At 72.1% G+C, this 21665-nt stretch carries 19 protein-coding genes; 4 read left to right on the forward strand and 15 right to left on the reverse strand.

Annotated features, from left to right (window positions below):
• Window positions 1-20: 20 nt before the first annotated feature.
• Genes ACPA54_RS35010 through ACPA54_RS35020 form a run of 3 tightly spaced genes read right to left on the reverse strand, consistent with a single transcriptional unit; the run spans window position 21 to window position 3534 of the window.
• Window positions 21-1478: an MmgE/PrpD family protein gene (locus ACPA54_RS35010; protein WP_423535967.1), complete on the reverse strand. Its 1458-nt coding sequence runs from the start codon at window positions 1476-1478 to the stop codon at window positions 21-23.
• Entirely contained in the window at window positions 1475-2284 is an 810-nt protein-coding gene (locus ACPA54_RS35015; RefSeq protein ID WP_423535968.1) for a cyclase family protein, read from the reverse strand. The genes ACPA54_RS35010 and ACPA54_RS35015 overlap by 4 nt, the downstream gene beginning before the upstream one ends.
• A complete protein-coding gene (locus ACPA54_RS35020; RefSeq protein ID WP_423535970.1) occupies window positions 2281-3534 on the reverse strand; it encodes a CaiB/BaiF CoA transferase family protein in 1254 nt (417 codons plus the stop codon). The genes ACPA54_RS35015 and ACPA54_RS35020 overlap by 4 nt, the downstream gene beginning before the upstream one ends.
• A 135-nt stretch (window positions 3535-3669) precedes the next feature.
• Here ACPA54_RS35020 and ACPA54_RS35025 point away from each other — a divergent pair, with 135 nt between their 5' ends.
• Window positions 3670-5106 (forward strand): dihydroorotase, encoded by a 1437-nt coding sequence (locus ACPA54_RS35025; protein WP_423535972.1) that lies wholly within the window; start codon window positions 3670-3672, stop codon window positions 5104-5106.
• Between the two features lie 5 nt (window positions 5107-5111).
• Here the strand turns inward: ACPA54_RS35025 and ACPA54_RS35030 are convergent, their stop codons facing one another.
• Complete coding sequence (locus ACPA54_RS35030; RefSeq protein ID WP_423535973.1) at window positions 5112-6662, reverse strand: class I adenylate-forming enzyme family protein; 1551 nt, start codon at window positions 6660-6662, stop codon at window positions 5112-5114.
• A 98-nt stretch (window positions 6663-6760) separates the two neighbouring features.
• On the opposite strand from ACPA54_RS35030, the gene ACPA54_RS35035 reads away from it, so the two are divergent.
• Window positions 6761-8176, forward strand: coding sequence for a DUF4437 domain-containing protein (locus tag ACPA54_RS35035; RefSeq protein WP_423535975.1), 1416 nt, complete (start codon window positions 6761-6763; stop codon window positions 8174-8176).
• Between the two features lie 349 nt (window positions 8177-8525).
• Here ACPA54_RS35035 and ACPA54_RS35040 read toward each other — a convergent pair whose 3' ends face one another.
• Together ACPA54_RS35040 and ACPA54_RS35045 are read right to left on the reverse strand one after the other, a co-directional pair.
• Window positions 8526-9296 (reverse strand): ABC transporter ATP-binding protein, encoded by a 771-nt coding sequence (locus ACPA54_RS35040; protein WP_423535977.1) that lies wholly within the window; start codon window positions 9294-9296, stop codon window positions 8526-8528.
• Window positions 9293-10375: an ABC transporter permease gene (locus ACPA54_RS35045; RefSeq protein ID WP_423535978.1), complete on the reverse strand. Its 1083-nt coding sequence runs from the start codon at window positions 10373-10375 to the stop codon at window positions 9293-9295. Before ACPA54_RS35045 ends, ACPA54_RS35040 begins: the two co-directional genes overlap by 4 nt.
• A 278-nt stretch (window positions 10376-10653) precedes the next feature.
• Here ACPA54_RS35045 and ACPA54_RS35050 point away from each other — a divergent pair, with 278 nt between their 5' ends.
• Window positions 10654-11019 carry a hypothetical protein gene (locus ACPA54_RS35050; protein WP_423535980.1) on the forward strand — a complete coding sequence of 122 codons (366 nt, stop codon included), beginning with the start codon at window positions 10654-10656 and terminating at the stop codon, window positions 11017-11019.
• Here ACPA54_RS35050 and ACPA54_RS35055 read toward each other — a convergent pair.
• The 6 genes from ACPA54_RS35055 to ACPA54_RS35080 form a co-directional block, all read right to left on the reverse strand.
• The gene (locus ACPA54_RS35055) at window positions 10995-11804 is read right to left on the reverse strand and encodes an IclR family transcriptional regulator (RefSeq protein WP_423535981.1); all 810 of its coding nucleotides are present in this window, start codon (window positions 11802-11804) and stop codon (window positions 10995-10997) included. The genes ACPA54_RS35050 and ACPA54_RS35055 overlap by 25 nt on opposite strands.
• Window positions 11805-11900: 96 nt before the next feature.
• Complete coding sequence (locus tag ACPA54_RS35060) at window positions 11901-13406, reverse strand: MFS transporter (protein ID WP_423536045.1); 1506 nt, start codon at window positions 13404-13406, stop codon at window positions 11901-11903.
• Between the two features lie 400 nt (window positions 13407-13806).
• Complete coding sequence (locus ACPA54_RS35065) at window positions 13807-14601, reverse strand: SDR family NAD(P)-dependent oxidoreductase (protein ID WP_423535982.1); 795 nt, start codon at window positions 14599-14601, stop codon at window positions 13807-13809.
• Window positions 14602-14734: 133 nt separating this feature from the next.
• On the reverse strand, window positions 14735-15913 hold the full coding sequence (locus ACPA54_RS35070; protein ID WP_423535984.1) for a hypothetical protein: 1179 nt from the start codon (window positions 15911-15913) through the stop codon (window positions 14735-14737).
• Window positions 15914-16069: 156 nt separating this feature from the next.
• Window positions 16070-16675 carry a TetR/AcrR family transcriptional regulator gene (locus tag ACPA54_RS35075; protein ID WP_423535986.1) on the reverse strand — a complete coding sequence of 202 codons (606 nt, stop codon included), beginning with the start codon at window positions 16673-16675 and terminating at the stop codon, window positions 16070-16072.
• Between the two features lie 84 nt (window positions 16676-16759).
• Window positions 16760-18478 carry an AMP-binding protein gene (locus ACPA54_RS35080; protein WP_423535988.1) on the reverse strand — a complete coding sequence of 573 codons (1719 nt, stop codon included), beginning with the start codon at window positions 18476-18478 and terminating at the stop codon, window positions 16760-16762.
• Between the two features lie 199 nt (window positions 18479-18677).
• Between ACPA54_RS35080 and ACPA54_RS35085 the strand changes: the two genes are divergently transcribed.
• Window positions 18678-19133, forward strand: coding sequence for an SRPBCC family protein (locus ACPA54_RS35085; RefSeq protein WP_423535990.1), 456 nt, complete (start codon window positions 18678-18680; stop codon window positions 19131-19133).
• Here ACPA54_RS35085 and ACPA54_RS35090 read toward each other — a convergent pair.
• The 3 genes from ACPA54_RS35090 to ACPA54_RS35100 all read right to left on the reverse strand — a co-directional run bounded on the left by ACPA54_RS35090 (window position 19078) and on the right by ACPA54_RS35100 (window position 21562).
• Entirely contained in the window at window positions 19078-19620 is a 543-nt protein-coding gene (locus ACPA54_RS35090; protein ID WP_423535992.1) for a gluconokinase, read from the reverse strand. The two genes, ACPA54_RS35085 and ACPA54_RS35090, sit on opposite strands and share 56 nt — an antisense overlap.
• 94 nt (window positions 19621-19714) lie before the next feature.
• Window positions 19715-21070: a glucose-6-phosphate dehydrogenase gene (locus ACPA54_RS35095; RefSeq protein WP_423535993.1), complete on the reverse strand. Its 1356-nt coding sequence runs from the start codon at window positions 21068-21070 to the stop codon at window positions 19715-19717.
• 15 nt (window positions 21071-21085) lie between these two features.
• The gene (locus ACPA54_RS35100) at window positions 21086-21562 is read right to left on the reverse strand and encodes a VOC family protein (protein WP_423535995.1); all 477 of its coding nucleotides are present in this window, start codon (window positions 21560-21562) and stop codon (window positions 21086-21088) included.
• Between the last annotated feature and the right edge of the window lie 103 nt (window positions 21563-21665).

The raw sequence follows: 21665 nt of genomic DNA on the forward strand, positions 1-21665 counted from the left end.
GATCGTGTCGGCGGACGGTTTTACGTCGGATTGTCCCGGAACTGCGGCCGGGGTGCGGGACAGGTGAGCTTCAGGACGTCGCCGAAGTCGCGGTGTCCGGCCGCCATTCCGGCGACCGCGTCGACGAGTCGGGCGGTGTCGTCGGCGGACAGCGCCCGTTCCGCGTTGAGCCGGAACTTGTCCAGGACGTCGGCGCGGGACAGTGGATTGCCCGGTCCTCCGCGCGACGAGTCGACCCGGTGTTCGAGCACCCGGCCGTCGTGGGTCGTGGCCCGGAGGACGGCGGCGAAGGCGCCGGGGAACAGCCGGGTCGCCCGTTCGTCGGCGACGACGTCGATCCGGGCGGCGAGTGCGTGCAGTGCCGGGTCGGCGGCTTGCGCGTCGGTGAAGTCGGCCAGGTGCAGGCCGAGTCCGCCGCCGCCGAGCAGGGCGCGCGCCACCGTGCACGGGCCGCTGAACTTGGCGTGGTAGCCGCTCTCCGGCCGGATCTTGAGCGTGCGCGGCTCGGCGATGGTCCGCAAGACCGGGGCGGCGACGCCGAGTTCGGCGTGGGCGACGTCGGTCGCGGACAGTCCCGCGGCGCGTAGCGCAAGCGCGCAGTCGATGCCCGGGTGGGTGAAGTGGTTGCTTGGGTAAGGCTTGTAGACCGTACGGAGGAGTTCCCAGCGTTCGCCCAGTCCGCCGAGCATGGCGTCGGCGTCGTAGGCGCCGTCGAGGTAGGCGTGGAAGAACCCGAACCGGCCTTCCAGGACGGTCTCCGGTCCGGTGATTCCGGCGTCCGCGAGTGCGGCGGCGGTCACCCCGCCGTGCGCGGCCCAGCCGCAGTGGATGCGTTTCACACTGCCTCCGGTGCGGTTGGCCTCCAGCAGGCCCGCACCCATGCTGGCCGCGATGCCGAGTGCCGACGCCAGCGCGGACGCGTCCAGGCCGTGCAGGAGCCCGGCCGCGGTGGCGGCTCCCAGCGTGCCGCAGATGGAGGTGGCGTGCAGACCTTTCTCGAAGAAGCCGGAGTTGCCCAGCTCGGGCAGGTAGGAGGCCATGCCGAGGCGGTTCGTCACCTCGATGCCGGCGGCCGTGGCGGCGAGCAGGTCGCGGGTGGTCGCGTCGGCGGCTTCGGCGGCGGCGAGGGCGGCGGGCACGACGTTGGCGGACGGGTGCAGGATGCTCGGCAGGTGGGTGTCGTCGAAGTCGAGCAGGTGCGCGAAGGTGCCGTTCGCGAGGGCGGCGGCAGGTGCGGGGAGCCGTTCGCCGCTGCCGATGACGGTGGCTTCCGGGGTGCCGCCCCATCCGGTCAGGACGCGCAGCACGGCGTTGTCGGGTGCGGTGGGTGCGTCGGCGGACTCGGCGCGGCCGGCGAGGCAGTTGCCGATCACGTCGAGGATGCGGTGCGCGACGTCGTCGACGACCTCGGCGGGCAGCGGGGTGTCGCGGCAGGCGACGGCGAAGTCCGCGAGCGTCCGCACCTGGGTCCGGGTCACCGCGCCGCCACCAGCGCCAGCGGCCGGGCGGGCGCGCCGGTGGCGCCGACGATGTTCAACGGGGCGAGGACGAGCAGGAATTCGGCGGCATCGGCGTCGAGCAGCGCGGCGAGGCGCATGGTCTCCACAAGGGTGACGCCGTGCTCGACGAGGAGCATCCGGTGCACCGGCAGGAGCGCGTGGCCGACGCCCGGTTTGATCTGCTCGAACGCGATCGTTTCGCCGCCGACGAGACGGGCGCCGGTGGCGGCCAGCCACGCGGCGGCGCTTTCGTCAGGGCCGGGGACGCCGCCGCGGATGCCCGCGAAGTCGCCGCCGCCGTCCCACAGCCGTGACCAGCCGGTACCGACGAGGACGGCTTCGCCGGGGCGCACGCTGGTGCCGGCGGCCTTCTCGGCGGCGGCGAGGTCGGCGGCGGTGACGCCGTAGCCGGGCGGCAGGGTGGCGACGCCGTGCAGACGGGCGACGTCGAGGAGCACGCAGCGGCCGACGTAGGGGGCGAAGCCGTCGATGCCGAGGCGGGCGAACCCTTCGTGGGAGGCCGCGGCGGCCGCGTCGACGCCGCCGTGCAGGCGGCCTTCGTGGCTGACGTGGGCCAGGGCGTCGACGTGGGTGCCGACGTGGCCGCCGGTCATGATGACCTCGTTGGCCGCGGACGAGCCGTCGGCGCGGACGTGGTCGCCGTGCCGCCGGACGAGGGACATGTGGAACGCGGGATGGTTCGGCGACTGCGGCATGCCGCGGCGCATCGGCTGCGCCAGGTCGAACACCTGCGCGTCCGCGAGTGCGGACCAGTCGAACGTCATGCGCCCTCCCCTGCGGTCTCCCCCGCGATCACGCCGGCCTTGGCGAGCCGGGCCAGGTCGTCGTCGCCGAGTCCGAGCCGGTCGCGCAGCACCCGGAAGGTGTCGGCGCCGTGCGGCCGCCCCGTCCAGTTGATACGGCCGGGGCTGGCGGACAGGCGGTAGAGCAGGTTCTGCATGCGCACCGGGCCGAGGACGGGGTCGTCGACGGTGGTGACGGTGTCGAGGGCCTGGTACTGCGGGTCGGCGAAGACGTCGGCGATGTCGTAGACGGGCGCGGCGGCGGCCTCCGCTGCGGCGAATGCCTCCAGGACGTCGGGCAGGTCGCGGGCGGCGATCCAGGGGGCCACGCAGGCGTCCAACTCGTCGGCGTGTGCCGCGCGTTCGACACCGGATCCGAACCACGGCTCGGTGATGACCTCGGGGTGTCCGACGAGGTGCAGGACGCGTTCGGCGATGCTGAGCGCGGAGGTGGAGATGGCGACCCATTTGCCGTCGCGGCACCGGTAGGTGTTGCGGGGGGCGTTGTTCACCGAGCGGTTGCCGGTGCGGGTCTGGACGATGCCGAGTTGGTCGTACACGGTGGGCTGCGGGCCGAGGACCGCCAGGATCGGCTCGATGATGGCGAGGTCGACGACTTGGCCACGGCCGCTGCGGGTGTCGCGTTCGTACAGCGCGGTCATCACGGCCTGCGCGGCGGTGAGTGCGGCGATGCCGTCGGCGAGGCCGAACGGCGGCAGGGTCGGGGGGCCTTCGGCTTCGCCGGTGATGGCGGCGAAGCCGCTCATGGATTCGGCGAGGGTGCCGAAGCCGGGGCGGCGCGCGTAGGGGCCGAACTGGCCGAAGCCGGTGACGCGGGCGACGACCAGCCGCGGGTTGGCGGTGTGCAGGACGTCGGGGCCGATCCCCCAGCGTTCCAGGGTGCCGGGCCGGAAGTTCTCCACGAGGACGTCCGCTTGCGCGGCCAACTGCCTTAGCAGATCCGCGCCTTCGGGGGTGTTGAGGGCGAGGCCGACGGTGTGCTTGTTGCGGCCGAGGAGGGTCCACCACAGGCCGATTCCGTCCTTGCTCGGGCCGTGGTCGCGGACCGGATCGCCGCGGGTCGGGTGCTCGATCTTCACCACGTCGGCGCCGTAGTCGCCGAGGATGGTCGCGGCCATCGGGCCGGCGAACAAGGTGGCCGCATCCAGGACGCGGACGCCGGCCAGCGGCGGGTCCCGGGGGTCGTCGGCCGCGTGCGCTGGGGTCGTCATGACAGGGGGCGCTCCCTCCATGTCCCTTGGCGGGCCTCGTCGGCGGCCGTATCGTCATCATGCCAGAGCATTCCATCCAGCGAAACGCTGTCCCATTCATGCGGACCTGTTCGTCACGGACGGAGACCGACACCCATGGCGCGCTACGAACTCCTGGTCAAGAACGGCACGATCGTCCTGCCCGGCGGCGGTGCGATCCGCGCCGACCTGGCGGCCCGCGACGGCAAGGTGGCGGCGATCGCCGCGGGCATCCCCACCGCGGACGCCGACGACGTCCTCGACGCCCGCGGCAAGGTCGTGCTGCCCGGCGCCGTCGACGTGCACTTCCACCTCGGCATCTACCGGGACCTCGCCGTCGACGCCTTCGAGGAGACCCGCTCGTCGCTGGTCGGCGGGGCGACCACGGTGGTCTCGTACTTCCGCACCGGGGCGCACTATCTGAACAAGACCGGGCCCTATCTCGACCTGTTTCCCGAGGTGTTGGCCGCCGTCGACGGCCACGCCTGGACGGACTACGGCTTCCATCTCGCACCGATGACGGTGGCGCAGATCGAGGAGATCCCCGCGCTGGTGCGCGACCACGGCGTCACGTCGTTCAAGTACTACATGTTCTACAAGGGCTTCGACCTGGCGTCGAACAGCCGGGACGCGCAGGCGTTCACGATGGGCGACGAGTACGACCTCGGGCATTTGTTCCTGATGATGGAGAAGATCGCCGAGGTGCAGGCCGAGTACCCGCGGTTGCGGCTGTCGCTGTCGCTGCACTGCGAACAGAGCGAGCTGATGCGGGTGTTCATCGATCGGGTGAAGGCGGCCGGGGATCCGCAGACGCTCAAGGCGTACCACGAAGGCCGTCCGCCGCTGACCGAGCAGGTCGCCATCGGCGAGGCGACCACGATCGCCGCGCACACGGGGACGAACATCAACCTGCTGCATCTGTCGAGCGGGGACGCGGCGCAGGCCGCCGCGCAGGCCCGGCAGGCGTACCCGCACGTCGACATGCGCTTCGAGACCACGCTGCACCACTTGTGCCTCGACCACGACACCCTCGACGCGCGGGGCGGGCTCGGCGGCAAGGTCAATCCGCCGATCCGCACGGCGGCGGACAATGTGGCGCTGTGGGCGCGGTTCGCGGCCGGGGAACTCGACTGGGTGGCGTCCGACCACGCGTGCTGCCTGGAGGAGTTGAAGGGGGATCGGCTCTGGCCGGCGGCCCCGGGGTTCGGGGGGACGGCGCTGCTGTATCCGGTGCTGATCTCGGAGGGGCATCTGAAGCGCGGGATTCCGCTGCCGCGCATCGTGGAGGCGGTGTCCGCCAACCCGGCGCGGGCGTTCAACCTGCCGGGGAAGGGCAACCTGTTGCCGGGTTACGACGCCGACCTGACCGTCGTCGACTTGGCGAAGACCCAGACGGTCACGGCCGAACTGTGCCGCTCGGGGCAGGACCACTGCCCGTTCGAGGGCGTGGCGCTGACGGGCTGGCCGGTCCACACGGCGGTCGGCGGACGGGTGCGGCTGCGGGACGGGGAGGTGGTGGGCGAGCCGACGGGCGCATATCTGCGGCGGCATTGACCCGTCTACGGGCGTCGGCTTTCGTCGATGAGCCGGGCCCGCAGCTCGCGCTTGAGGACTTTGCCGGCGGCGTTGCGGGGCAAGGCGGCGGCGATGGCGACGTGGCGGGGAAGTTTGTAGCCGGCGAGCAGCGGGCGCAGGAATGCGACCAGCTCGTCGCCGTCCAAGGTCGTGCCCGGTGCGAGGACGACGACGGCGGCGACCTTCTCGCCCCATTTCTCGTCGGGCAGACCGACGACGGCGATGTCGTCGACGGCGGGGTGCGCGCGGGCGGCGTCCTCGACCTCGCGCGGGTACACGTTGCTGCCGCCGGTGATGACGACGTCCTTCTTGCGGTCGACGAGGTAGATGTAGCCCTCGGCGTCGCGGATGGCGATGTCGCCGCAGGTGAGGAAGCCGTCGTCGGTGGTACACGCTTCGGTGGCCGGGGCGTCGTCGAGGTAGCCGTTCATGAGGTACGGCGAGCGGCTGAACAGCTCACCGGGCTCGTTCGGGGCGACCGGGGCGCCCTCGGCGTCGACGATCCGGATCTCGGTGTGGAACCACGGGTGGCCGACCGATCCGGTCTTGCGGCGAGCGTCCGCCGGGCGCAGGTTCGTGATGATGCCGGACTCGGTGGAGCCGTACAGCTCGTGGACGCCGACGCCGGGGAAGGCGGCGAGCACCCAGGCTTTGAGCGGGGCGGGCAAGGCGGCGGCGTTGAAGAAGACGGTGTCGAGGCTGGTGAGGTCGTATCCGGCGATGGCCTTGGCGCCCAGGGCGCGGAGCATGTGCGCGTGGGTCGGGACGAGGAACAGGGACTGGATGCGGTCGCGTTCGATCGCGGCGAGGCAGCCTTGCGGGTCCCAGGCGCGGAGCATCGAGACGGTGCCGCCGGTGTGCACGGGGGCGTAGCCGAAGGCGAATCCGGCGCCGTGGTACATCGGCGCGACGGCCAGCGAGCGGCGGCCTATGCCGAGGTTCCATTCGAGGGCGCTCATGTGGAAGGTCAGCGCGCGGGAGCGGTGCGAGATGACAACGCCCTTGGGGTTTCCGGTGGTTCCGGAGGTGTAGGCGATGCAGAAGGGCTCGTGTTCGGCGAGGGGGTGGGCGGGGTCGGTGTCGGGGGCGGCGGACAGGGCGGCTTCGTAGGGGTCGCCGTGGCGGGTGCCGTCGATGGTCAGCGTTGTGGCGATCCCGGTCACGGCTGGGGCGACCGCCGCGGCCGCGGTGTCGTCGGCGATGAGCACGGTGCTGCCGGAGTGGCCGAGGATGTAGCGGACTTCGGCTTCGGCGAGCCGCGGGTTGAGCGGGACCATGACCAGGCCGGCTTTGGCGATCCCGGCGGCGATCTCGCAGTACTCCAGCCGGTTGCCGAGGAGGACGGCCACGCGGGCGCCGGGCGAGGCGCCTGTCTCGGTGAGGGCATTTGCCAAGCGGCTGGCCCGGCAGTCGAGTTCGCGGTAGGTGAGGATGCGATTGCCGTCCCGGACGGCGGGGGTGTCCGGCTGGGCGGCGGCGAAACCGCGGACGCCGTCGACGATCGTCAGGGGCGCACCCCCGAAGCTGATGCCCACTCTTGTCCTCCCGCAGGGTGGCGGCCTACCGTCATGGATGCACAAGATTGGAACGACGTCCCGTCTATCGGAACATTTCTACCGGGTGAGGATGTCCAATGCGACCCCACGTGGAGACCATCCAGGAAACGGACTACATCTGGCACGCCGCGGAGTTGGTGGCCGGCGAGGGGCGGGCGAGCGAACGCCGGCTGTCCGTCGACGAGGAGGACGGGTCGTCGTCGCTCCGCATCGACTTCCACACCGACTGGGGGCGCGGACCGGGCATCCACCATGCCGACACCGAGTACTACGTCCTCGACGGCGAAATGCGGTACGGGGACCGGGTGATCGGCAAAGGCGGATACGTGCAAGCGCCGCGGGGCGTGCCGACGGATGCGGTGCGGTTCGCGGAGGGCACCCGGATCCTGCACTACCGCGAGTACGGCGACGCGGGCTTTGACCCGGTCGACTCGCTTGCCGCGCCGCGGTGGGCGCGGGCGGCCCGCGAGGACGTCACCGTGCACGACAGCGCGGGCATGGAGTGGATCGCGGTGCCGAACGCGGGGCCGATGCCGGGGCTGTTCGTGAAGTACCTGCACATCGACCCGGTCAGCGGGTTCTATACGCGGCTGGTGTACGCGCAGGAGGGGTGGGCGGACCACCGGCTGGCGCACCACCCCTGCTACGAGGAGGCGTACACGACCGAGGGGAAGATGTCCTACAACTTCGGCGACTTGGACCCCGGCACGTATTTTTTCCGCCCGGCGCGCGTCAAGCACGGCCACTTCGTCGCGATGGAGGGCGGCACGACGTGGCTGATGCGCTCCGACGGCGAGCTGGAGAACTGGTACACGCAGAACGAGTGGGTGCGCTGGGGCGGCGACGCGGTCAACTACGGGCCCAACGGCGGCCGGATGACGTGGTCGTACTCGTCGCACGACCTGGCGGGCGGCGCGAGCTGGCGGTCGGACGAGGACCTGGGGGTCCTGCACAAGGCGCTGAACTACCAGAAGGAACAGGGCGCTCCGGACACCGACTATGCGCAGCACGGCACGGGGGCGGACCAAAGCCTGGTGGCGATGGCGAGGGCGTTCGATTTGGCACGGCTCGGGGAGGGGCATGGCGGGGGCGGGGGCGGTCATGCGCACGGGGACGGGGAGGCGGCCGGGGGCGCGGGTGGCCACGCGCACGGGGACCGGGAGGCGGCCGGGGGCGCGGGTGGCCACGCGCACGGGGACCGGGAGGCGGCCGGCCACACACACGGGGACGGGGCCGAGCACGCGCAGGACGGGGGCCTTGGGCACAACCACGACCACGCCCACGACGACGCCCACGTGCCGACACACGACGCGCTGGGCTGGCCGACCCCCGACACGCTGGAGCACGAGGACGAGCGCACGGACGGCAGGCGCCACAACCGCGGCGCGGGGCGGCCGTGGCAGCGCGGCGTGAGTCGGCCGGTCCCGCCGATCATCTCCACGCTGCCGGTGCGCAGCCGGTCGCTGGGGAGGTGGGACGGGGACGGGATGTAAGGGGGACGGGGCGCGAACCGGGGTCGGGGAAGCTGGGGTCGGGAAACCGGGCCCGGGAAGCTGGGGTCGGGAAACCGGGGTCGGGAAACCGGGCCCGGGAAACCGGGGTCGGGAAACCGACGTCTGGTACACAGCCCCCAACACCAACGACCAGCCCGGCACCATTGCCCCCGCGGCAGACCCGTTCCGGCCGGCTTGCGAGGCTCCTTTTGTTCCGCCAACGAACGGCAGCCGAAAACGTCACGCACCCGTTCTCGCATGAGCGACACCGCGTTCGAAGGTCGGCTCGAACACCGGTCGCTTCGCCTCGCCGCAACACGCAGCCGGCACCCCACGCCCAGGCCCAGGCCTATCCTGCCTCAGCTACGCACCCCCGTCTGCTCCCCCTCTGCTCCCCCGTCCACTCCCCCGTCGGCGAAGCCGACGACGACGCCCCCGATGCCGTCCCCGAAGCCGTCGCCAGCCGCCCGTCCACCATCTCGTACGCCGCGTCCGTGTGTGTCAACTGGCTCCGGTCGTGCGTCACCATCACCGTGGACGTGCCGCGCTCGCGGGTCAGCCGTGCCAGCAGTTCCACAACAGCTGTGCCGCGTTCGTGGTCCAAGGCGCTGGTGGGCTCGTCGACCAAGAGCACCACCGGGTCGTTCATCAGCGCGCGGGCGATGTTCACGCGCTGGCGCTGGCCGCCGGACATCCGCTGGGGGTGGCGGTCGGCCAGGTCGGCGAGGCCGACCGCGTCGAGGAGTTCCGCGGCCTTCGTCTTCGCCTGCCGCGGGGAGCGGCCGTCCATGTGGGCCATGACCTGGAGTTGTTCGCGGGCGGTCAGGGAGCCGAGCAGGTTGGGCTGCTGGAAGACGATCCCCAGGCTGCGGCGGCGCAGCGCGGCGCGTTCGGCGGGGCGCAGGGCGCGGACTGGCATGCCGGCGATGTCGACGTCGCCGCTGTCGGGCGTGATCAGCGTTGCGGCGACGGCGAGGAGGCTGGATTTGCCGGAGCCGGAGGGGCCGACGACTGCGGCGAAGGTGCCGGCGGGGACGTCGAGGCTGACGTCGTCGAGGGCGGTGAGGCGGCGGTCGCCGTCCGGGTAGGTGAGGGTGACGCCGGTCAGGCGGAGGCTCATCGGGCACTTCCCAGGGCGATCAGGGGGTCGACGGAGGTGACGCGGCGGACGGCCAGCGCGGCGCCGGCGAGGCCGAGGGCGATCATGATGGCGGCGGGCAGCACGGTCGTCCCCGCGTCGATGACGAACGGCACGGTGTTCTCCGCGATCCGTCCGCCGATCGCCGCGATGCCGGTGCCCACAGCCGTCCCCGCGGCCAGGACGACGGCGGCTTGGCCGAGGGCGTCGCGGACCAGGTAGCCGGTGGAGGCGCCGAGGGCCTTGAGGACGGCGATGTCGCCGGAGCGCTGCACTGTCCACACGGTGAAGAACGCGCCGATGACCAGGGCCGAGATGGCGAAGAGGAAGCCCCGCATGAGCTGCAGCGAGCCGTTCTCGGAGGTGTACGAACCGATGGCGGTGCGCGCGTCCGACTTCGTCACGGTGTCGGTGTGCAGCGCGGTGTCGCCCGCCGCGAGGTCGGCGCCCTTGCCCAGGTCGAGGGCGACGACGGTGGCCTGGAGGCCTTCCGGGGCGCGCGGTCCCGGCATCAGCGGTTGCCAGTCGGACAAGGCCGTCCACACGACGGGCGCGTGGCTGAACGACGCGCCGCTCACCACGGCGCCGACGCGGACGTTTCCGGTGGGGCCGAGCGCGATGGTGTCGCCGGTCGTGACGTGCAGGTCGTCGGCCAGCGGCCGGGACAGGACGACGCTGCCCGGGGCCGGGCGGGCGCCGTCGGGGGCGAGGGGGCCGGCCGGGTCGATGCCGAACGCGGCCGCGCCCGCGGTGCGGCCGTCGGCGCCGAGGCGGGTCATGGCGATGCCGAGCGGCGACGCGGAATCCACACCGGGCTGCCGGGCCCAGTCCTGCCAGGTCTGCTCGCGTACCGACGAGGCACCGAAGGAGATGCCGCCGTCGGTGTCGGAGAAGGCGAGCCGGTCGGCGTTGAGGCCGTCGATCGCCGAGGTGTTCTCCCGGCCGAGGCCCGCGGTGAGGCCGGACAGCAGCACCACCAGCGCCGTGATGAGGACGACGACGAGCGTCATCAACGCGAACCGGCCGCGGGCCGAGCGCAGGTCTCGCAGGGCGACGAACACGACGCGGAATCCTCCAGACGCAGGGGGCGGACTCACCGCCGGGGGTGAGCGTGTCTCCACTCTCGCCGGGCCGGAAAGGATGCACATCGCGCGCGGGATGGTGCCGCCGGGATCGAAGGATGCAGGCGAATATCAACCTTTCGATGGATGGAGCCCGCGCGGCAGGCCGACGCGCGGAAGGCCGGTCACGCCCAGGCCTGTTCCTTGTTGTGGAACCGTGTTCCGCGGTCATAGCATGCCGGGATCGAACCATCGCCGCACGCTGGGGAGTTCGGCCGGTGATCTATCTCGTCTACCGCATGAAGATGACCGAGCGGTCGCGCCGCAACCAGAAGGAATTCTGGGCGTGGCTGGAGGAACGCGAGCGATGGTTCTACCGCGACCTGCCGATGGTGCGCGAAGTCCGCTGGTACTACAGCGTGATCGGTGACGTGTACGTGCTGGAGAACTGGGCCGCGTTCGACGACGAGGCGGCGTGGGGCGCGTACCGCAAGGCGCTGTCCGGTCTGAAGGCCGACACCGGTTGGGAGTCGGAGCGGGTGAGCCAGGATGACTGGTGGGAGTTCCTGGACACGCGCATCGTCACCGACTGCCCGGTGCCGGTCGGGTTCGCGCGCGGTCAGTCGGCGTCGGCGAGCCCGTAGCCGAATTCGGCGGACAGCCGCCGGGCGGCCTGCAGGACGCTCGGCGCGCACTCGGTCAGCCGCTGCCGGAAGCGGAACTGCGGTCCGGCCAGGCTCACCACCGCGATGACGCCGCCGTCGTGGTCCAGCACCGGGGCGGCGACGGCCGCGGCTCCTTCTTGGCGTTCGCCGGCCGAGGTCGCGTAGCCGCGCTTGCGGATCAGCGCGATTTCCTTGCGCAGCGCGGCCGCATTGGTGACCGTGCGGGCGGTGAGGGCTTCGAGGCGGGACCGGTCGAGGTAGGCGTCGATTTCCGCGTCGGACAGGAACGCCAGGATCGCCTTCGACGACGCGCCCGCGTGCAGCGGGTACGGGCTGCCGATGGCGACCTCTATGCGCAACTCGCTGGCGGGCACGACCTGGTCGACGTAGATCCGGGTGTCCCCGCGCCGTACCGACAGGGTCGCGGTTTCGCCGCGTTCCGCGGCCAGCGCGCGGAGTTCGGGAGCGGCCGTCATCCGCAGGTCGGTGCGGGCCAGATACGCGCGGCCGAGAGCGACGGCGGCCGGCCCGAGGGCGTAGCGGCGGGTGGCCGGGTCGGCGGCGACGAGGCGGCGGCTGCGCAGCGCGGTGAGGATGCGGTGCACGGCGCCTTTGGTGATGCCGAGTTCCTGGGCGATCTCGGTGACGCCGAGGTCGGGGCGGCCGCTGCGGCCGAACAGCAGCAGGACGTCGATGGCGCGTTCGACGGCGGCGATCGACTTGCCGGTGGTTTCCTCGGTGTCGGCGTCGACGGCTCCGGGCACAGCGCACTCCTCGCGTGGACGGGGCTTCCATCATAGCGAGGGGGCGGGTTCCGTTTCGCGCTGCGGAACGGCGGTCTGCCTCGGACCGGATACGGGCTACTCCTGTGCCGTCGCCACGAGTTCGCGGGCCTCCTCGTCCGTCGCGACCGACGGATGCGAGCCCATGAGCGGTTGGCCGGCGGTCTCCTCCATCATCCACGCGGCGACGAGGCCGACCGCTGCGGCGAACATCATGTAGAACGCGGGTGTGTAGTTGTTGCCGGTTCCGCTGACCAGCGCCTCGGCGACGAACGGTGTCGTGCCGCCGAAGGCGGACACCGAGATGTTGAACGACACCGACAGGGCGCCCGCGCGGATCTCGGTGGGGAAGAGCGCGGGCAGCGCGGCGGACATCGTGGCGAGGAAGCACACGAGGACGAGTCCGAGGATGAGCAGCCCGAGGAAGATGGTGACCAGGCCGCCGTTCTGGATGAGTGCGAAGCACGGTACGGACAGCACGATGAAGCCGACACACCCGGCGATGACGACGGGGCGCCGCCCGATGCGGTCGGTGTAGGCGCCGAGCGGGTGGATGACGGCGAGGAGGACGAGCATGACCACGACGATCTGCAGGAGGCCGTGGGTCTCGTCGTAGTCCAAGGTGTCCGACAGATAGGTCGGCATGTAGGACAGCAGCATGTAGTCGTTGATGTTGTACGCGGCGACCAGCGCGACGCACAGCAGCATGGGTTTGCGCTGCTCGGCGAACATGCGGCGGAATTCGGCGAACGAGCCCGCGTCGAGGTTCTTGTCGGGTACCTCCGCGCCGCGTTCCGCGTCGGCGCGCTGTCCCTTGGCGCCGCCCGCCGCCGCGTGTTCCTCCAGAGCCTTGGTGAACGCGGGCGATTCTTCCAGGCGGAGCCGCAGGTAGAGGCCGACGATGCCGATCGGCGCGGCGAGCAGGAACGGGATGCGCCAGCCCCAGCCTTCCATCTGGCTGTCGTCGAGGAGGGCCTTCAGCAGGGTGACCAGGCTCGCGGCGCTGATGTAGCCGATGAGGGTGCCGAATTCGAGGTAGCTGCCGTAGAAGCCGCGGCGTTTGTCGGGGGCGTATTCGGCGATGAAGGTGCTGGCGCCGCCGTACTCGCCGCCGGCGGAGAAGCCTTGGACCATGCGGAACAGCACCAGCAGGATGGGTGCGACGAAGCCGATGGTGGCGTAGCTGGGGATCAGTCCGATGCTGAGGGTGCCGCCGGCCATCATCAGCATCGTGGTCGCGAGGACTTTTTTGCGGCCGATGCGGTCGCCGAGCGGTCCGAAGAAGAAGCCGCCGAGCGGGCGGACGACGAAGGCGGCGGCGAAGGTGGCGAACGACGACAGCACTTGCGCGGTGTCGTTGCCGGACGGGAAGAAAACGTGGCCGATGGTGACGGCCATGTAGGCGTAGATGCCGAAGTCGTACCACTCCATGGCGTTGCCGAGCATGGTGGCGCGGACCGCTGTGTCGACGGTCTTGGGGTCGACGACGGTGATGTCCTCCATGCGCAGCACGTCGTCCCTGCCCACGCGTCTCCTCACGTCGTCGGCCGTGCCGGCCGCCGGATCAGACAAACAGGGATGAATCTATCCACATCACGTGTCCGATGCCCGCCACCACACCGGGGTGGCAAGGCGCGGCCGGGATTGGCGCATACCGAGGCCGGATACGGCGGGAAGGCACATATCGTCGCAAGCCGGCGCGCGGGGCGGCCGACTCCTCGCTCCAACGTCCGTACGTTCTCCCGAGGTTCATCAGTCGGCCGACTCGGCCGGCAGGCCGCGTCGTCTGCCGCGGATTGACTCGGCCGACCCCTTCCGCGTCTTGACGACAGGAGACGACGGTGCGACGTATCCTCCCCGCGCTCGGACTGACCGGCAGTGCTGCCGACCACCGTGGTCGCGGTGCCCGGCGCGGCGCACGACGACGAGGCCCGTGCGGGCCTGGCAAGCCGAGGAAACGTTCGGGCCGGGTCGCCGGCACGGCCTACGGCAGGATCGCGTCCACGTAGCCGCCGTCGACGCGGAGCGCGCCGCCGGTGGTCGCCGAGGCGTATGGGGAACTGAGGTAGACCACCATGTGGGCGATCTCCTCGGGCTCGATGAGTCGTTGCAAGAGCGACTGCGGGCGGTGGAGGCGCATGAACTCGCGTTGCGCCTCCTCCCACGGCAGGTCGCGGTCGACCAGCTGGTAGACGAAGTCCTCCACGCCGGGCGTGTGCGTCGGGCCCGCGACGACGGCGTTGACGGTGACACCGGTCCCGGCGGCGGTCTTCGCGAAGCCGCGGGAGACCGCCAGCAGCGCGGTCTTGGACATGCCGTAGTGGATCATCTCGGCGGGGATGACCACCGCGGAGTCGCTGACGATGTACTGGATCCGCCCCCACCCGCGTGCGGTCATGCCGGGCAGGGCGGTGCGGGTCAGGCGCACGGCGGCGAGGACGTTGACGTCGAAGTACTCCCGCCACTGCGCGTCGGTGATCTCCAGCGGCGGAACCGCGCCGAAGATGCCGAGGTTGTTGACGAGGATGTCGACGTCGGGGAGCAGCCGGGCCAGCTCGGCTGCTCCCTCGGCGGTGGCCACATCGGCGGTTGCGGCGACCGTGTCGGCGTCGGGCACGGCCTCGCGGACCTTGGCGATCGCCGCGTCCACGGCATCGGCACGGCGGCCGTTGACCGCGACCCGGGCCCCGGCGCGTGCCAGTTCGGTGGCGATGGCCAAGCCGATCCCCCGGCTGGAGCCGGTGACCAAGGCCGTCTTGCCGCTCAGATCCACACGCATGAACCGGTGTCGCCTCCTGGTTGCGGGCCCCGCGGCCCGGCCGGCCCGCCGACGGATACCCGGCCAGCATGAACCGACACGTCCGCCGGGGGCACGCGCAACCCACCCGGCAGGCGGGTGAATCGCCGACCGGTCAGCCCTTGTCGGCCTTCCAGGTCCCGGACGCGTTCTCGCAGGTCGTGGTGTAGCTGCCGGACATCCGGTCGCCGGAGACGGTGCCTTCCATCTGGATGCGGTAGGCCGTGTCGGGGCCGGACTCGAGGGTGATCTTCGAGCCCTTCACCTTGCCGGTGACCGGACCGGTGAAGTCGCAGCCGGGGGCTTCGAGTTGCAGATCGCCGGTGATTTCGTCGCCGTCCTGGGTGAGGACGACCGACACGGGCCCGTTCGCCTTGACCGGCTTCTGGTTGGAGTACGTGCCGATCCACGGCCCTTCGACCTCGCCGCCGGAGCCGTCCGAGCCCCCGGGCTTCGCCGGGCCGGTCGCACCGGGTCCGGAGGCGTTGCCGCTGTCGTCGTCATCGCCGCCGAACAGGGCGATGCCGCCGAAGACCCCGCCGACGATCACGGCGACCGCGAGGATGCCGCCGAGGACGAGCTTGTTGTTGTTGCGCGCGCCGGTCGGGGCGCCCGGAGCGCCCGGGTACGGGCCCGACGGGTAGGCGCCGGCAGGCTGCGGCGGCGCCGGGTACGGACCGGGCTGCTGCGGGAACGCCCCCGGCGCCCCCGGATACCCGGCCGGACCGGGCGGCGGGCCCGGCGGACCGGGCGGAGGCGGCGGCGCGGCGAAAGGCTGCGACGGGAACTGCGGCTGGGGCTGCGGTTGCGGCTGCGGCGGGAACTGGGGCTGCGACGCGACCGGCGGCGCAGCGGCGACCGGCGGCGGCCCGTACGACCCACCCGGCGCGGGCACCTGCTCCGGCGGCTTCGCGAAGTTCGGCGCCCCCGGCGCCCCGGGCGTCCCCGCCGGTGGTCCCGCGGCCGGCGCCGACCCCGGCCCGCCGGCCGACGCCCCGGACCCGGCGAGCCAGGCCAGCTCCCCCGCCGCCTCCGGCCGGGCCGCCAGCAGACTCGTGAAGGTCGTCTCGCACCGCGCGTACACCGCGTCCCGGAGGCTGTTCTGCTCCGCCCCCCGCGCGTTGGCGATCATGTCGGCGAAGCCGTCCGCCCAGTCGGCCGCGGCCGGGTCGGTGCCGTGGCGGGCCAGCAGCTCCAGGAGTGCCGGGCGCAGCCGGGGCCACGCGTCCGTTCCCATCGCCCGCGCCACGTTCGCGGCGGCGGCACGTGCCGTGTCATGAAACTCTTCCGGCATGCGCCGTACTCCCCGAATCGCGCGGGCAACACCGGCCGTCGCCCGTCGGTCCCGGCGAATATACGCAGCCTCGGCGATCACCGCAGAGGGACTTCCCTCGGGCTGGTCTCGCGCCGGGCTCCCGCCGCACTCGTGCCGGCCGCGCCGGAAAGGCGGTCAGTCCGCCGGATCGGCGTCCTTCGCCACCGGCCATGTACCGCTTGCCAGTCCGGTCGTGAACAGGGCGACGAACTGCCGCAGGGTGTGTTCCGGACCCTGCCGCTTGTCGCCGTGGAAGCCGACCGACTCGTTGAGGCACAGGCCGCGGATCGAAGCACTGAACACTTGGAGTGCGGACGACACTTCGGCGGGGCCCAGGCCGAACGAGCGCAGCGAGGCGCGGATGGGTTCCGCGACGTACTGCGCGTTGGCCTGGAACTCCTCGTCGTCGGCGGGGTGGTGGTAGCGGACCAGCACTTCGTAGCGGCCGGGGTATCGGACGACGTAGCCGCGGTAGGCCTCGGCGAGCGCGAGGATCGCGTCGGGCCCGGAGCGTCCCACGGCGGCCTGCCAGAGCCGGGCGCCGAGTTCGCGCTGGGTGAGCAGCGCGACGTCGCGGTACAGCCCGTCGATGCCTTTGACGTGCGTGTAGAGCGATGCCACGTGCCGGTCGAGGGCGCGGGCGAGCCGGGAGAGGGTCAGCGCGCCGACCCCATCCGTGTCGGCGAGCCGCGCGGCGGCGGTGATCACCGCCGTGCGGTCGAGCCGCTCACCGCCCGCCATCGGGCCTCCTCCGCACGCCGGTGCCACCGGGCGGGTTCCCCGGCGGCGTCCGCCCCAAGATCGCACACGGACGGGGGTCCGTGCTCACCAGCCCATCAGGTGGCCGCGGCCGTGTGCGCGCAGTTGTGCGGCGAGCGCGTCGCGGTCCGCTTCGTCCATCGGCCGGAAGGTGTCCGAGCGGGGGTCCGGCCGCCAGTAGACGGTGTCGGTCCCGGGCCGGGCCCAGGCTTCGGCACGCAGTTCCTTCTTGAGGACCTTGTTGGATCCGGTGAACGGCATGACGTCGACGACGCGCAGGTAGCGCGGCAGCCACTTGGTGCCCATGTCGGTCTGCGCGGCGAAGAACTCCGGGAGTGCGGCGGGGTCCAGGCGGGTGCCGTCGCGCAGTTCGAGCGCGGCCATGACCTCGTCGCCGGTGCGCGGGTCGGGGACCGGGAAGACGGCGGCGAGCATGATGTCGGGGTGCCGGACGAGGACGCGTTCGACGGGCACGGCGGGGAAGTTCTCGCCGTCGACGCGCAGCCAGTCGGCGGCGCGTCCGGCGTACCAGAACCAGCCGTCCTCGTCGACGTAGGCGAGGTCGTTGGACCAGAACCAGCCGTCGCGCAGGCGTTCGGCCATGGCTTCTTCGTTCTTGTAGTAGCCCTCGAAGCCGGGGGCCCCCTCGCGGTTGACGAGTTCGCCGATGGCTTCGGCGGCGTTGAGGAACTGCCCGTCCGGGCCGAAGCGGGCGCGGGGGCATTCCTCGCGGGTCACCGGGTCGACGACGGCGACGTCGCCGATCGTGGGTATGCCGAGGGCGCCGTCGGGGGTTTCGGGGGTGCGGGCGAGGACGACGCCGCCTTCGCTGGAGCCGTAGCCCTCGACGAGTTCGCAGCCGAAGCGGCGCCGGAACTCGCGGATGTCGGCGGCGGACGCCTCGTTGCCGAAGGCCCGGACCAGCGCGTTGTCGCCGTCGTACGGGGTCTCCGGCTGCGCGAGGACGTAGGTGATGGCCTTGCCGACGTAGCTGAAGAACGTGGCCTTGTGGCGGCGTACGTCGTCGAGGAACTTCGACGCGGAGAACTTGCGCGGCAGCACCATGCGCGCGCCGCTGACCATGGTCGGGTGCCACACCACCATCAGGGCGTTGCCGTGGAACAGCGGCATCGGGCAGTAGCAGACGTCGTCGCGGCCGATGCCGTGCAGCTTGGCGACGTGCGGCGCGGACCGGGCGAGCTTGCCCTGCGAGAACCGCACCGCCTTGGACGCGCCGCCGCTCGTGCCGGAGGTGAAGAGGAGCAGGTAGAGCGCCTGCGGGTCGAACGGGCCGGCGGGCGGCTCGGCACCGGTGTGGCGGGCGAGGAGCGCCGCGTACTCGGCGGACTCGACGGACAGGACGGGCACGTCGGTGCCGCATTCCTTGAGGATCTCCGCCCCGGCGTCGTCGGTGATCACCACGGCGATGTCGGTGAACGCGATGTCGGCCGCCAGTTCCTCGCCGCGCCGGGTCGGGTTGATGCCGACCAGCGCGGTCTGGGCGAGCGCGGCGCCGCCGAGCCAGAACAGGTATTCGGGCACGTTGTCCAGCAGCACGCCGATATGCGCCGGCCCCTCGGCCGGGCCCCCGGCCGGGCGCAGTTCCGCGGCGGCCGCGGCGCGGGCGGCGGCTTCGCCGACGACCTCGTCCCACGTCCAGACCTGGTCTTCGTGCAGCAGGCCGGGGGCCTGGTCGCCACGGCGGGCGAGCAGGATCTCCGCCATCGTCGCGGGCGGCGCCGCGGCCGCTTCCCCGCCTCCGGTACGCACGTCAACCCCGGTCACGTCGCCTCCATCAGGTGCTCACGGTGGTGCCGGCCGAGCCGTTCCCACAACTCTTTCCCAAAGCCTTTGGGGACATTCCCATGGTTCTTCGGAGAAGGCAATGGGCACGTGACGTGGGATTTCGCCGACGTGCGCGGGCGTGCGACCCGGCGAACCCTGGAGGGAAACCCCGGCCGTCCGACGCGGAAGGAGCCGCCCCATGGCGCGCTGCCACCAGCTGATCGAATGCCCGCCCCGCACGGTCTGGGACCTGCTCGCCGACGGCTACCGCTACGCGGAGTGGGTGAGCGGGGCGCAGCGGATCACGTACGTGGAGCCGGAGTGGCCGCGGGCGGGCGCGCACCTGCGGGTGCGCGTGGGTGCGGGGCCGGTCTCGTTGGAGGACACGTGCACGGTGCGGATCAGCGAGCCGGTGCGCCGTCTGGAGCTCGAAGCGCAGGCGTCGCCTTTCGGGGCGGCGCGGATCGCGATCCGGCTGATCCCGTGGGGTGCGGACACGCTGGTGGTGTTCGACTGGCATCCGCTGCGCGGCCTGGGCGGGCGGATGCACGGGTTGCCGATCGAGTGGGCGGTCAACCTGCGCAACCGGGCGATGCTGGTCAAGCTGGCGCGGGCGGCGGAGGCCGGTACGGCAAGGCCTGCAGGGCCTTCGTGACGAGGACGTCGAGGGGCGGTCCGGCGTCGAGGGTGACGCCGTGCTCGTCCGGTCCGAGGGGTTCGAGTTCGGTGAGCTGGGAGTCGAGCAGCGAGACGGGCATGAAGTGGTCGGTGCGGCGGGCGATCCGGGCGGCGAGCACGTCGCGGGGCGCGGTCGGGTGCACGAACCAGATGCCGGGGCAGACGTCGCGGAGGATGTCGCGGTAGCTGCGTTTCAGCGCCGAGCAGGCGATGACGCAGCCGGTGCCCGCGGCGCGGCAGTCGCGGACTTTGCGGCCGATGGACTGCAGCCAGGGCCGCCGGTCGGCGTCGTCGAGCGGGATACCTGCGGACATCTTGACGATGTTGGCGCGCGGGTGGAAGTCGTCCGCGTCGGCGAACGGGACGCCCAGCCGCTCGGCGAGGAGCCGGGCCACCGTGGTCTTGCCGGTGCCCGAGACGCCCATCACCACGATGGTCGGCGGCTCGGCTTCGGCGTGCGGCATCGCGTCCCTCCTGGTCTCCGGGCCGGGCGTCTCCGGGGCCGGCCGTCTTCGGGGGCGGCCGTCTCCCGGACGGGGTCGTGTCCGCCGGCCCGGCCTAGGCCGGGCCGGCCGAGCCCGCCGGGTACTCCTCCAGCGGGACCAGGCCACTCTGCCAGGCGGCGAGCACGGGTTCGACGACCCGCCACGACTCCTCGGCCTCGTCGCCGCGGATGGACAGTGCGGCGTCGCCGGTCAGGACGTCGAGCAGGAGCCGGCCGTAGGCGGGCACGGCGGGCGGTTCCATGTGCGCGGTCAGCGACAGCGCGGCGAGTTCCTGGGGGCGCGCGCCCGTGCCGGTCAGGTCGAGCGTGAGCCCCTCGGGTTCCAGTCCGAAGCGCAGCACGTTGGGCAGGACGTCGCCGGCGTGCCGGAACGGCAGGTGCGGCACCGGGCGGAACCGCACCGCGACCTCTTTGCGCTCGGCCGCCAGCGCTTTGCCGGTGCGGAGCCGGAACGTCGTGCCGGCCCACCGCCGGCTGCCGAGTTCGAGCCGGATCTCGGCGAAGGTCTCGGTGCCGCGGCCGGGGTCGACGCCGTCCTCGTCGGCGTAGGCCGGGATGTCCCGGTCGCCGATGCGGCCGGGCAGGTAGCGGGCGCGGCGCGTGCGGCGGACGACGTCGTCCTCGGTCAGCGGGCGCACCGAGCGCAGCACGTCGACTTTGCGGTCGCGCAGGTCGCGTTCGCCGAGGGTGATCGGGGGTTCCATCGCCACCAGGCAGAGCAGTTGGAGGAGGTGGTTCTGGATCATGTCCTTGAGCGCGCCGACGTGGTCGTAGTAGCCGGCCCGGCCTTCGAGCGCGAGGGTCTCCTCCCAGACGATCTCGACCTCGTCGATGTGGACGCCGTTCCACAGCGGTTCCAGGATCCGGTTGGCGAGGCGGCTGCCGAGGATGTTCTGCACGGTCGTCATCGCCAGGAAGTGGTCGACCCGGAACACCGCGTTCTCCGGGAGGAGTTCGCCGAGGATGCGGTTCAACTCCCGGGCCCCGGCCAGGTTGTCGCCGAACGGCTTCTCCAGGACGATCCGGCTCCCGGCCGGCAGGCGAGCCGCGTGCAGGGCGGTGACGACGCCGGGGAACAGCACCGGGGGTAGGGCGAGGTAGACCGCGACGGGCCCCTCCCCCGCGACGGCGTCGGCGACCGCGGCGGGGTCTGTGACGTCGGTACGCCGGTAGTCGGCCATCGCCACGACGGCCTCCCGGGCCGTCGCCGGATAGGTGCCGCCGTGCCGCTCCAGCTGCTCCGCGATCCACGCGCGATAGTCCGCGGAGTCCAGGTCCTCCCGGCTCGCCCCGGTGAGCCGCACGGCGGCGCCGAGCTGTCCGGCTTCGTGCAGGGCGGCCAGCGCGGGCAGCAGGTAGCGCGCGGTGAGGTCACCGGTCGCGCCGAAGAGGACGAGCCGCTCGATCATCGGGTGCGCGTGCGCTCACTCGCCGCCGGGTGCGGACCGCATGGCCGCCTCGGCGCGGCGGGCCATCTCGTCCGGCGGGACGTCCTCGACGTGGGTGGCGATGTTCCAGCGGTGCCCGAACGGGTCCTCGAACTGGCCGCTGCGGTCGCCGTAGAACTGGTCCGCGACCGGCCGGATGGCTTTCGCGCCCTTGGCGACCGCGGCGGCGAACACGGCGTCCGCGTCCTCGACGTAGACGTGCAGCGTGACCGCGGTGCCGCCGATCGACTTGGGGCTGCGGAAGTCCATGTCCGGGAACTCGTCGGCGAGCATGACGATCCCGTCGCCGAGCTGGATCTCGGCGTGGCCGATGCGGCCGTCCGGCCCCGCCATCCGCACCTGCTCCACGGCGCCCAGGACCGCGACGTAGAAGTCGATCGCGGCGGCCGCGTCGTCGACGCAGATGTACGGCGTGATCCGGGGGTAGTTCTCCGGGATCGGCTTCACGCTCACGGATTCCGCCTTCCTTCGAGTGACGACCAAAGAGCAATAATCCTGACATTTCGGAGGCACGCGCGAACGGCGACACCCCGGCGTGCCCCGGCGTATCGACCGG

Source organism: Uniformispora flossi (genome assembly GCF_049534875.1).
Taxonomy (GTDB): domain Bacteria; phylum Actinomycetota; class Actinomycetes; order Streptomycetales; family Streptomycetaceae; genus Yinghuangia; species Yinghuangia aomiensis.